Origin of the sequence: Planococcus sp. A6 (assembly GCF_028823615.1) — a bacterium.
Taxonomy (GTDB): Bacteria; Bacillota; Bacilli; order Bacillales_A; family Planococcaceae; genus Planococcus.
The window spans coordinates 17,400-29,016 of the sequence record NZ_JAPEHT010000009.1 but is presented as its reverse complement, the minus strand read 5'-3'; the positions used below and the strand labels follow the sequence as shown (position 1 = coordinate 29,016).

The window sequence follows — 11,617 nt, the reverse complement described above, 5'->3', positions numbered from 1 at the left end:
TTTCCGTCTTCCTAATACCTGTTTTAGTCATATAGCAACGACTGCTGAAAATACCGGATGTTGATAGACAGCAGCTTGAACCATATATAATTTTTCACTTCAAATTTTTCTTCATTCATATGAAGAAAGGCTCCCCAGCAGGAGAGCCTTTCAAAGATAATAAGTTAAGACCATTCAAAATTCTATAAGCCATGTTTTGTCTCCACGTACTCAAACAGCCAAAGCCTCGTACTAGCGGATGGCAATCATCTATCTGCGGATTCACTCCGCCTCTTCCGTCGGTTCATTTCCCTTGGAAAAGTGCCCCTACCATAATTTGGGTTTCTCACTCGCGGGGTTTACCTCGTTCCACCTGCATAGTTTCCTATACAGCTCCGTCACTGTGGCACCTTCAGGGTATTTCGGCCATATCCGAAGACTTAGGCGTTCTACCCGCCGTCAGCATAAATGCTGCCCCAGCTTATTGTTTCGCTGGGCGCGATCACTACGGTCATCGCAGATCCGTGTGAGCATGGACTTTCCTCTCCTGCATCAAGTGCAGGAGCGATTGCCAGAATTTCAAATGGCTAACTAAGTATACGCTATTCGGCTGCCGTTGACAAGCTTGTTATCGATTGTCGAGCTTATTGCCGAAGACGTGATTCTCCAGATGGGACAATCTGCGCAAAATATCAAAATTGGTCGTTCCAGGCGCGGGAGTTGCTTGCTTTTTTGGCGATTCCTCCAGCTCCGCTCGCAATCGGCGGTTTTCATTTTGCAATTGTTCGATTTTTTTGTTGTACAATTCATAGTCTTGAATGATTTCATCCAGGAAATGGTCCACTTCGTCCTGGTTGTAGCCGCGCATGGCTGTTTTAAAGTCTTTTTCAAGAATGTCTTTTGCTGCGTATTTAATATCCATTCGAATCGTCCTTCCATTAAAAGAAACTTCATGAAATATGTCTATTCCTTACGGCTAGTATAGCATAAGCGATATTTAACGTGTTCTGTGAACCGTAGATTCGGCGGCTTTTTTTCGTTTTTTCTCCTCAAGCCGCAATTCGCGCTTGGCCAAGTCATCCGATATCGATTTTCTGACTTTCGTATGGTTGGCTGCTTCTTTTGCAAAGCCGGTCATGACGAGCGCTTGCGCCGGGTCTTTAAATTGATGTTCATGGAGTTTTGCTAAATGCACCCACGCCTCCACTTCCACCGGACCACGCAAATGAGGCGCCGCTTCTTTGAACAATTGAAGCGCTTCCTCAAATTCGCCTTTGCGCTTTTTTTGCACTGCCAGTAAAAAGCGGGCAAGCGCACCGGCGTCTCCGCGCTCAAGCGTGACATGTTCGAGATAAGCGGCGCTTTGGTCGAATTGTTTCAAGTCTGCATACCATTTGCCGATATTCGTATAGGCGCCGCTCGATTCGCTCGAGAGATCCTCCATCAGCAAATCGGATGAACGGATGTACAGCGAAACGAGCGACAGGATGTCCAGTTCATTATGATACAGCACTTTCGCCAAGCCTTCCGGAAAGCCGCTTTTGACCGCATCGAGGTAAATCGCGGGAATCAAATATCCCGGAACGTCCCCGCTGCGGGCAAAGCCGAGCTTTTCTTCTTCGATGACGCTGAGCTTGAGCCGCTGCAATTCGTTTTTCCAGATCCGTTTCGTGCCGTGGAATAAATCGATCTGCTTCGGGTCTGGCAGTTTCGGCAAGGCCCCGCGGTGCATCGTCCAGCGCGAATGAAGCTGCGGCCAGTCAAAGCTTTTGCCATTATAGGAAAAAATAACCGAATCCTGGGCCTGCCACAAATTCGACTCATAGAGAAAAGCCGCTTCCTGCGAAGGGTCCGGCATGATCCATTGGGTCATTTCAAAACCGCCTTGTTTCCGTTCCAATACGCCAAGCAGGAAAATATACGCCCCCGTCCCACCGAGCCCCGTCGTTTCCGTATCGAAAAATACCAAAGGGGCTTCTTCGGAGAGTTTGAACGGATGATCATACTCGGTATTCTGCCATGCTTCAAGCACACGGTCGAGTTCGCCCAGCACGACATTGCCGTGGCGGTAATCAATCGGATACTCGATTTTCTTCTCAAACACAAAACCGAATTTATTTTCCTTTAAGGTCAAGCCGATTTCTTTCCATTGCGTTTCGTGAGGCGGCCGTACAGGAGTCGTAGTTTTTTATTCAGCATGCCTTTCATCTGCATCAACTTGTTTTCAAAAGACATACGCTCACCCCTCTTTCTCCAATTCCACGAGCAATTCGATGACGCGCCCTTTCATATCCATCGCCGCATCCTGAGCGCCGATGCATGACGGGCAACCATCAAAGCATGGGCATTCCGAGACGTGCTGGCGCGCTTTTTCAAGTAGCGGCTGCCATAACTCATAGATGCGTTCGCTGATGCCGATGCCGCCCGGGTAGGAATCATGAATAAAAAACGATGGCTGGTCGTTATGCGGTGATTTCACTTGCGGTACGACGTGGACATCGCGCCGGTCGCATTGTACGAATATCGGGATAAAGCTTTCGATTGCATAAGCTGCGCCGGTCATCATATCCGACAAATCCGAATCGCTGAAATCGGCTGGCTTGTCAAAACTGAGCCAAGTCGATGAGGTATGCAATTCTTCGGCTGGAAGTGAAATCGGCCCTGAGCCGATATTGTCATGTGTATCAAAGCGTATTTTCTTGAATATCGTCGGCATAGCAAGAACCGCCACATCTCCGTAAAAAACGTTGGACTGGTGGAGCTTGCGATGCTTGTCTTCGCTGATCACTTTCAGTTCGATCGCCAAGTTCGCGTCCGTGAAATAATCGACGTCCACTTCGCGCACATACGCTTTTTTCTCTTCCCAATCCAAGATCTCTACTTGGAACTGAGTGCCTTGGTGAAGGTAGATCGCTTCTTCGTGCAAAAGCGTCATGGCACTGAAGCGGTCCATCTCGCCGATGACTTTTGTGTCGGCCGGAACCGATTGGTCGACGATGACGACATTTTCCTGCGTTGCCGAACGCAAGGAGATATCATGCGCCGGGAAACGGTCGCTCATCCAATGCCAGCGGTCTGATGTCCGGACGAGCACCCCTTCTTCCTGAAGGTATTCAAGCAAAGACTGGACATCAAATTCCCCGTACATATCATCTGTCGAAAACGGCAGTTCGAATGACGCGCATTTCAGATGGTCCATCAAGATGATGATGTTCTCCGGATGGATGCGCGCTTCCTCCGGTGATTGGTCGAGAAGATATTCCGGATGATTGATGATGTACTGATCGAGTGCCGTTGACTGGGCGACATAGACAACGAGCGATTCGTCCTGGCGCCTGCCTGCACGCCCTGCCTGCTGCCAGGCGCTTGCGATATTCCCTGGATAGCCGGTCATGATGCACGCCTGCAATTGGCCGATGTCTACACCGAGTTCGAGTGCATTGGTCGATACGACGCATTGGATGGAACCGTCGCGCAAACCTTTTTCGATGGCGCGCCGCTCCGAAGGCAAATAGCCGCCGCGGTAGCCTTTAATCGATTCGTCCTGCAACTTATATTTTGTAATTTCGTTTAAATAAGTTACCAGCATTTCCACACGCACGCGTGATTTGGCAAACACGATTGTCTGGACGCCTTGCTTGACGAGATATGTCGCGAGATCACGCACTTCGAGCACCGCACTGCGCCGGACGCCGAATGTTGGGTGGACGATCGGAGGATTGTAGAACAAGATATGCTTTTTGCCTGCTGGCGCGCCGTTCCGGTCGATCAACTCGTGGTCGGTATTGGTCAAACTTTCAGCCAGCTGCTTCGGATTGGCAATGGTCGCCGACGTACAGATAAAGACCGGATCGCTGCCGTAAAAGTTGCAGATTCGTTTCAGGCGGCGGATAACGTGTGCCACATGGGTGCCAAATACCCCTTTGTAAGTGTGCAGTTCATCGATCACTATATAATGAAGGTTCTCAAAAAGAGACACCCATTTCGTATGATGCGGCAAAATGCCGGAATGGAGCATGTCGGGATTGGTCATGACGATTTGCCCGGCTTTCCGCACTTTCGTCCGGATCGACGGGGAAGTGTCGCCGTCATAGGTATAGGACAAGATCGACTGCTCGGTCTTTTCAATTAAATCGTGCAAATCACTTTTTTGGTCTTGCGCCAAAGCTTTTGTCGGAAACAAGTACAATGCCCGCGCATTCGGGTCATTCAATATTTTGTGCAGCACCGGCAAATGATAACAATACGATTTACCGGATGCGGTCGGCGTTACGGCCGTAAACGAATTGCCCGCTTGCGCCAAGTCGAACGCCTGCCTTTGATGGGTATACAATTGTTCGATGCCTTTTTTGCGTAAAGCCTGTTTCAGGCTATCGTGCATCGCTTCCGGAAAATCGGCATAGCTTGCCGGTTTCTCAGGCTTCGTATGCCAATGGTAAATGCGTTCCATCATCTCCGGCTCAACTTTCCACTCTTTAAGGATTTCCGGTATTGTCTTTTTGATTCTCATTGTTTCTCATCGCCCTTTTCATCTATCGCTGTAAGCAAGGTCTGTATCGTGTACTGAGCCGCTTGGATCGTCTGGACAAAACGTTTTTTGCTCGTATCTTTATAGAAACTCTGGACGAATACTTGCCCCATGCCTTCTGCCGCATTGTCGATTTGCAGCTTGTGGACGTATTTCGGCCGTTCGCTCCGGATAAACATAAGCGAAGCATCTTTCCATTCATCTATGGCAGCATGCCATTTATCGGCATATGGTTTTACATCTTGAAAAAAATCAGGATCTGCATCCAGCTCACGCATTTTCTTAAAGCGCGCGAGACACATATCGCATTCGTGGTAAAGATCGGTTGATAATTGCTTGAGGTCCATTTTCTTCCCCCTCCATAGCCATTAGTTTATCACAATCCGGCAACCCATATACAGTATGCCGAACAAGCATTCTTTTCAGTTGGAGATGGCTCAAAAATCCGCTATTATTAGGAATAAAGTTCGGAAACCTTTCATCATATTTATCGTCTAGGTGCGTGTGATATGATAAAGTAAGCGAGGTGTATCACAAATGGCAATCAATTACCCAAATGGAAAGAAATTTTCTCCACCGAAAGATCAGCCGGTGCAGAAGAAGAAAAAAGATGTTTCATTCAGCAATCGCGGGAAAACCCTGGAGGATGAACTGAACGAAACGAATAGTTTTTATTTACAGCGCGGGCTCGCCGTTATCCACAAAAAGCCCGTGCCGGTGCAAATCGTGCGTGTCGAATACCCCTCTAGGAGCGCTGCGGTTATACGGGAAGCTTATTTCCAAGCCCCGTCTACGACCGATTATAACGGCATCTGGCAAGGCCGCTACGTCGATTTCGAAGCGAAAGAAACCGAAATCCGGACTTCTTTCCCGTTGAAGAACATCCACGAACACCAAGTGCACCATATGGCAGACATCATCCGCCACGGGGGCCTGGCCTTTTTGATCATCCGATTCTCTTCCCTCGACCGCTATTTTGTCTTGCCATTCGAAATACTGGAAACCTATTGGAAGCGAATGGCCTCAGGCGGAAGGAAATCGATGACTTTAGCGGAAGTCGAAGAAGCTTCGGTTGAAGTAAAGCCAGGTGCTTTCCCGAGAATCGATTATCTGTCCGTGCTCCATCAGCTAATGAAATAGCATATACATGAAAGTGAGGAAGCGCATGTGAGTGATAAGAAAATATCGCGTGAAGAACGCAGAAAATCAATTGAACGGCAACGGAAAAACTCGAACAAACAAAAGAAATCCGGTGCAAAAACGTGGATTAAAAGAGGGTTACTGGCTATTGTAGCCTTGGCCGTCGCCGGCTTTCTATTCGGGGTCGTCTTATTCGCTGTCTATGCGTCCAGTGCGCCTGAACTCGACGAAGAACTGTTGAGAGACCCGATCAGCCCTGTTTTCCTGGCAAATGACGGTGAAACTGAAATTCCGTATTTCACTGCCCAAAACCGGGAATATGTCGAATATGACGATATTCCGCAAGTAATGGAAGATGCGATTCTTGCAACTGAAGACAATCGCTTCTATGACCATTCCGGAATCGATTTGATCCGCCTCGGCGGCGCGGTTGTCGCCAACATCACAGGCGGTTTTGGATCTCAAGGTGCCAGCACCATCACCCAGCAAGTCATCAAGAACTCCTTCCTGTCCAATGAAAAAACTTTGAAGCGTAAAGCACAGGAAGCCTACTTGGCATTCAAGCTTGAACAGGAATATTCCAAAGAAGAAATTTTTGAAATGTATTTCAACAAAATCCTGATGTCAGGCAATACTTATGGCTTTGGTACTGCTGCTGAGCAGTTCTTCGGGAAACCCGCAGCTGAGCTTGAACTTCACGAAGCTGCCCTTCTTGCCGGAATGCCGCAAAGCCCGAACCGTTATAATCCGTTCAAGAACCCGCAAGCAGCTGAAGAGCGCCGCGATATCGTCTTGAATTTGATGGAACAGCACGGGAAAATCGATGCAGCTCAAAAAGAAGAAGCGTGGAACACGCCAGTCGAATCCACACTTCTTCCTGAAGATCAGCGCACCACAACGGAAGAAAGCACGGAATACACAGCATTCATGGAAATGGTTGTTGATGAGCTCGAAGCCCTCGAAGGCGATTATTCGCTCGATGAAGGCTTGACGATTTATACGACACTCGAACCGTATGTACAAGAACGCGTCAATGAAACGATGTCTTCAGATCTCTTCTTCGATGACGAAGTTGAATCCGCCATGACAGTCGTCGATACACAAACCGGCGGCATCAGTGCAGTCGGGGCGGCCCGTGAATACGAAGGTGATGTGCGCAGAAACTTTGCAACATCCAGAGACCGCGTCATCGGTTCAACAATTAAGCCGCTTGTCAGCTATGGACCGGCCATCGAGTACCTGGATTGGTCAACCGGACAGACATTGGTCGATGAAGAATATTCTTATAGCGATGGCCAAGAAATCCGCAACGTCGATGGCCAGTTCCTTGGGCCAATGACAGCGCGCGAAGCCTTGTACCGCTCACGAAATATTCCGGCAGTTAAAGCGCTAGCGGAAGTTGGATCTGATAACGCTAGCGATTTCACTCAAAAACTCGGCTTGGACTTTGGTAGCATTTATGAATCCGCAGCACTAGGAACTCCTGAATTCAATATTTCTACTGTCGAACTGGCCGGTGCTTTCGCGGCTTTTGGCAACAATGGGGTATTCACTGAACCGCATACTATCAAAAAAATCGTCTTCCGCGATGGTTCAACAGAAGAAGTAGTCGCCCCTGAACCAGTGACGGCGATGAAAGACAGCACCGCTTATATGGTGACAGACATGCTTCGTGATGTCGTCGACACAAGTATTTCGGGATCGACAGGCAAAGAAGCCGCCATCAGCGGATTGGACATGGCCGGCAAGACTGGTACTTCTAACTACAGAGAAGACGACTTGACCAAATATGGCTTAGATGCAAGTTCCGCGCCGGATGTCTGGTTTGCAGGTTATACGACCGATTATTCCATTTCGGTCTGGAGCGGATACCCATCTATAGCTACACCAATCGACACCGCTTCAAACGAACGTCTGCTTGCACAGCGTTTGTTCAAGCAAGTGATGAGCCAGATCTCTTCACCGGAAACGGCAAGCTTTCAACAGCCGGACTCGGTATCCCAGGAAGTGATCGAAGTCGGCACTGAACCGCTTCGCCTGGCAAGCCCGTTCACCCCGTGGAGCATGCGCAGTGAAGAATTGTTTGCAAGGGGGACGGAGCCCAGTACAATATCAGAGCGATTTGTGGCAGACCCTGACCGACCTTCTGGATTAAGAGCAGACGTCAGCGGCTCAACAGCTAACTTGAGCTGGAGCCATGGTTCGGATGATGTGTCATTTGAAGTTTCCGTCAACGGCGAAGTGCTGACGACGACAGATGACACCAGCTATTCTTATGATGGCCTTGAAGAAGGCGTCACATATACATTCCGCGTCGTCGCCACTCAAAATGGCAGACGCAGTGACCCGGCTTCCACGACCATCGAGATCACGCCTCCTCCTGAAGAGGAGCCTGAGGAAGAGCCGGAAGAAGAACCTGTTGAAGAAGAACCAGTAGAAGAAGAACCGACTGAAGAAGAGCCAGCTGAAGAACAACCGGCCGAGGAAGAACCTACTGAAGAAGAACCTACTGAAGAAGAGCCTACTGAAGAGGAACCGGCTGAGGAAGAAGAAGCCACTGAAACTCCAGATGATCTCGTAGACATTCCTGAGCAGCCGGAAGAACCGGAAGAAGGAAACCAAGAAGGGTCAGGCAGCAATGCCTCATCCAACGAAAACGGCAATCGCAATGGAAACGAGAATGGAAATGACGATGATAACGGAAACAACTCAAACAATGAGGACGATGAAGACGCAACTTGATTTTCGTCCCAATTTTAAAAGGCCTGCTCTAGAATTCTAGGGCAGGCCTTTTTTTACGCAAAAACCTCGGGCAGAAATGGTTTCTGCCCGAGGTTCAATCATTCACTCAGCTGGGTAGCCGATCTTTATGCGTGCGATTTTCTTCTTTAGCTCCACGAATAATTGCTCCAGCTGTCGAGAAGCTGCGTGTGCACTTTTGGAGTTTCTCACAAACTCAAGCCGCTCGCGTTCATTCAATGGAGACGGAGCAGAGCTCCCGAACAAGTCATCAAGCGTTTTTCGCAATGCTTCGTAGACCTCATAACCTTCTGCAATGAGCTCGTGGCAGTCACCGGCCTGCTGCTGAAAACAGGATTGGATATCCTGCCCTAAGCCAGCCCAGGCTTCGTAGAACGGCGAAACGGCTTGGTCAATTGATTTCCGTGACAGCGTCATGTTTCACAAGTCCTTTTTTATCGCGTTTTTTCCCTTCGCGGCAACGGTCGAACAACGGACAGACGTGACAGCCGGGGTTTTGCGCCTTGCAGTGGTAGCGGCCGAAGAAGATGATTTGGTGATGGGTTTTCGACCAATCCTCTGCAGGGGTTTTTTTCATAATCGTCTCTTCGACTTGCAAGGGAGAATCTTTCCAGCGGCATAAGCCGAGACGTTTCGAGACGCGTTCGACATGGGTATCGACGGCCAGCGCCGGCTTATTGAATGCGACGGAAACGACCACATTGGCGGTCTTTCTTCCGACGCCTGGCAAAGTCATCAATAGGTCGCGGTCTTCCGGCACACGCCCGCCGTGCTGCTCGATCAGTATTCGGCTAAGCGCCTGGATGTTCTTCGCTTTATTGCGGAACAAGCCGATCGAACGGATATCCTGTTGCAATTCTTCCAAAGGAACCGAAAGATAATCTTCCGGTGTATGGTACTTCTCGAAAAGATTTGCCGTCACTTTGTTGACGAGCTTGTCGGTGCATTGTGCAGACAATAATACCGCAATGACCAAATCGAACGGGTTGCGGTGGATCAATTCACAATGGGCATCAGGAAACATATGGTCCATTTCCTCCAGGCAAGCGAGCCATTCTTTTTTCGTCATCATCCTATCACCTGCTAATTCCGTTCTTCCAGCCAATTATAGAATTGCACTTTTTTTGCGGTGCTTTCCTGCGGCTGGATGCGGATGTTTTTTTCCCGGAACGAATTCGCATGCCGTGACACTTGGCTCGACGTCCGGATATTCTTTTTCTTCCACTCGAACAAAATGCGGTCGACATAGCGCAAGCTGATCTTCTGCGCGATGACGGCTTCCTTCAAAGCCATGCGGATGACTTCCGGCGTATGGCCGTCCTGGTCCATCCACATGGAAATCGTTTCGATCTCCATCGGCGATAGAAAACGGCCAAATTCTTGTTCAAACAGCTGGAAGATCTCGCCTTCCTGTTCTTTTTGCGTATGCTCTTTTTCGGTTTGCGCTTTAAGCTCTAAGCAGTCGACGAGTTTGTCCCATAAAGGCTGGAGCGAAATCGTCTCGGTCAGCATCCCGTCGGCCGTTTCCTGGTGTATCGACAGATAGCCTTGCTGCATCAATTTCTGCAGCATCGTCGTCACGCTGTTCTGGCTGGCAGACATCCTTGCGGCGATTTCATCCGGTGTCGGAAACACGTTTCCTGCCTGTTGGAAGGAATGGATTTGCAATAGCATAATCGCTTCCTCGTCACTAATCTTCAAGCGCCGGTAAAACTGAAAAAAAAGCTGGGAAATGGTCACATTTCCCTGCTCAATCCATTGTTGCAATCGGTCAGACTGTCTCATATCCCAACCACCTTTCTGTATGCAAATTTCTAGCTGTCTAAATCTATTAGGATATTTCATCCACCGCAGCAGAAATCCTGTTTAAGGGGTTTCTGCCGGGCAGTTTCTTGTTGTCTTGTTTAACTTTTTTAAGGGTATAGACGGTTCAACAAACGCGGGAATGGAATCGATTCGCGGACATGTTCTGCTCCGCTGATCCAAGCGACTGTGCGCTCAAGGCCCAAACCGAATCCGGAATGCGGCACCGCTCCATATTTGCTGAGGTCCAAATACCATTCATACGCAGCTTCGTCCAAATTATGCTCTTGGATGCGCTGTTTCATCAACTCGTAATCATGGATGCGTTCAGATCCGCCGATGATCTCGCCGTAGCCTTCAGGCGCGATCATGTCAGCGCACAACACGACATCATCGCGGTCGGGATGCGGCTGCATATAGAACGGTTTGATGCCAATCGGGTAATGCGTGATGAAGATCGGCATATCGTAGCTTTCAGCTAACGCAGTCTCGTGAGGCGCGCCGAAATCTTCGCCCCATTTGATATCGTCAAAGCCATTGTCGTTCAGCCATTTGATCGCTTCATCATATGTGACGCGCGGGAACGGTGCTTGGATTTTTTCCAATTTCGTCGTGTCGCGGCCAAGGCGCTCGAGTTCAAGCTGGCAATTCTTCAAGACGGATTGTACGATATGGGCCACGTATTGCTCTTGGACTTCCAAGCTCTCTGCATGTTCCACAAAGGCCATTTCCGGTTCGATCATCCAGAATTCGATCAAGTGGCGGCGGGTTTTCGATTTTTCGGCACGGAATGTCGGCCCGAACGAGAACACTTTTCCTAATGCCATCGCAGCCGCTTCCATATAAAGCTGGCCGGATTGTGACAGATAGGCATCTTCATCGAAGTATTTTGTTGCAAACAATTCCGATGTGCCTTCAGGAGACGATCCTGTGAGAATCGGCGGGTCCACTTTGACGAATCCATTGTCATTGAAGAATTCGTAAGTGGCACGGATGATTTCGTTGCGGATTTTCATGATGGCGTGCTGTTTTCTTGAACGCAGCCACAGGTGGCGGTTGTCCATCAAGAACTCAGTACCGTGTTCTTTCGGCGTGATCGGGAAATCTTTCGCTTCCTGGATCACTTCGATCTCTGAAATGGCCAACTCGTAGCCGAACGCAGAGCGCTCGTCTTCTTTCACTTCACCAGTCACATATAATGAAGTTTCTTGCGTCAATGCTTTCGCTTTGGCAAAGATCTCTTCGCCCGCTTCTGCTTTGACAACGACGCCTTGCACGAAGCCGGATCCATCGCGCAATTGAAGAAAGGCGATTTTTCCGCTGGAGCGTTTATTGGCGACCCATGCGCCGAGCTTGATGGTTTGTCCGTTATATTTTGCCATTTCGGCGATAGTGATTTTTTTCATC

At 49.1% G+C, this 11,617-nt stretch carries 10 protein-coding genes and 1 other RNA gene; 2 read left to right on the top strand and 9 right to left on the bottom strand.

The window, feature by feature from the left end:
- Positions 1-180: 180 nt before the first annotated feature.
- The 5 genes from rnpB to ON064_RS02585 form a co-directional block, all read right to left on the bottom strand.
- Positions 181-559, bottom strand: an RNA gene (gene rnpB, locus ON064_RS02605) — RNase P RNA component class B.
- Positions 560-607: 48 nt separating this feature from the next.
- On the bottom strand, positions 608-901 hold the full coding sequence (gene gpsB, locus ON064_RS02600; RefSeq protein ID WP_068869266.1) for a cell division regulator GpsB: 294 nt from the start codon (positions 899-901) through the stop codon (positions 608-610).
- A 75-nt stretch (positions 902-976) separates the two neighbouring features.
- A complete protein-coding gene (locus ON064_RS02595; protein WP_274623489.1) occupies positions 977-2,113 on the bottom strand; it encodes a ribonuclease H-like domain-containing protein in 1,137 nt (378 codons plus the stop codon).
- Positions 2,114-2,218: 105 nt separating this feature from the next.
- Positions 2,219-4,489 (bottom strand): DEAD/DEAH box helicase, encoded by a 2,271-nt coding sequence (locus ON064_RS02590; RefSeq protein WP_274623488.1) that lies wholly within the window; start codon positions 4,487-4,489, stop codon positions 2,219-2,221.
- The gene (locus tag ON064_RS02585) at positions 4,486-4,854 is read right to left on the bottom strand and encodes a YppE family protein (protein ID WP_274623487.1); all 369 of its coding nucleotides are present in this window, start codon (positions 4,852-4,854) and stop codon (positions 4,486-4,488) included. The genes ON064_RS02590 and ON064_RS02585 overlap by 4 nt, the downstream gene beginning before the upstream one ends.
- 190 nt (positions 4,855-5,044) lie before the next feature.
- Between ON064_RS02585 and recU the strand changes: the two genes are divergently transcribed.
- Entirely contained in the window at positions 5,045-5,647 is a 603-nt protein-coding gene (gene recU, locus ON064_RS02580; protein ID WP_274623486.1) for a Holliday junction resolvase RecU, read from the top strand.
- 27 nt (positions 5,648-5,674) lie between these two features.
- On the top strand, positions 5,675-8,389 hold the full coding sequence (locus tag ON064_RS02575) for a penicillin-binding protein 1A (RefSeq protein WP_274623485.1): 2,715 nt from the start codon (positions 5,675-5,677) through the stop codon (positions 8,387-8,389).
- Between the two features lie 102 nt (positions 8,390-8,491).
- Here ON064_RS02575 and ON064_RS02570 read toward each other — a convergent pair whose 3' ends face one another.
- From ON064_RS02570 to asnS, 4 genes are all read right to left on the bottom strand, one after another.
- Positions 8,492-8,824 carry a YpoC family protein gene (locus tag ON064_RS02570; RefSeq protein WP_274623484.1) on the bottom strand — a complete coding sequence of 111 codons (333 nt, stop codon included), beginning with the start codon at positions 8,822-8,824 and terminating at the stop codon, positions 8,492-8,494.
- Positions 8,799-9,479, bottom strand: coding sequence for an endonuclease III (gene nth, locus ON064_RS02565; RefSeq protein WP_121297559.1), 681 nt, complete (start codon positions 9,477-9,479; stop codon positions 8,799-8,801). The genes ON064_RS02570 and nth overlap by 26 nt, the downstream gene beginning before the upstream one ends.
- Positions 9,480-9,490: 11 nt before the next feature.
- Positions 9,491-10,192: a DnaD domain-containing protein gene (locus ON064_RS02560; RefSeq protein ID WP_274623483.1), complete on the bottom strand. Its 702-nt coding sequence runs from the start codon at positions 10,190-10,192 to the stop codon at positions 9,491-9,493.
- 128 nt (positions 10,193-10,320) lie between these two features.
- On the bottom strand, positions 10,321-11,616 hold the full coding sequence (gene asnS, locus ON064_RS02555) for an asparagine--tRNA ligase (RefSeq protein WP_274623482.1): 1,296 nt from the start codon (positions 11,614-11,616) through the stop codon (positions 10,321-10,323).
- Position 11,617 lies beyond the last annotated feature (1 nt).

Coding starts and splice junctions, on each gene's coding strand:
- nth (WP_121297559.1), bottom strand. CDS start 9,479: ATGATGACGAAAAAAGAATGGCTCGCTTGCCTGGAGGAAATGGACCAT.
- ON064_RS02585 (WP_274623487.1), bottom strand. CDS start 4,854: ATGGACCTCAAGCAATTATCAACCGATCTTTACCACGAATGCGATATG.
- ON064_RS02590 (WP_274623488.1), bottom strand. CDS start 4,489: ATGAGAATCAAAAAGACAATACCGGAAATCCTTAAAGAGTGGAAAGTT.
- asnS (WP_274623482.1), bottom strand. CDS start 11,616: ATGAAAAAAATCACTATCGCCGAAATGGCAAAATATAACGGACAAACC.
- gpsB (WP_068869266.1), bottom strand. CDS start 901: ATGGATATTAAATACGCAGCAAAAGACATTCTTGAAAAAGACTTTAAA.
- ON064_RS02560 (WP_274623483.1), bottom strand. CDS start 10,192: ATGAGACAGTCTGACCGATTGCAACAATGGATTGAGCAGGGAAATGTG.
- recU (WP_274623486.1), top strand. CDS start 5,045: ATGGCAATCAATTACCCAAATGGAAAGAAATTTTCTCCACCGAAAGAT.
- ON064_RS02570 (WP_274623484.1), bottom strand. CDS start 8,824: ATGACGCTGTCACGGAAATCAATTGACCAAGCCGTTTCGCCGTTCTAC.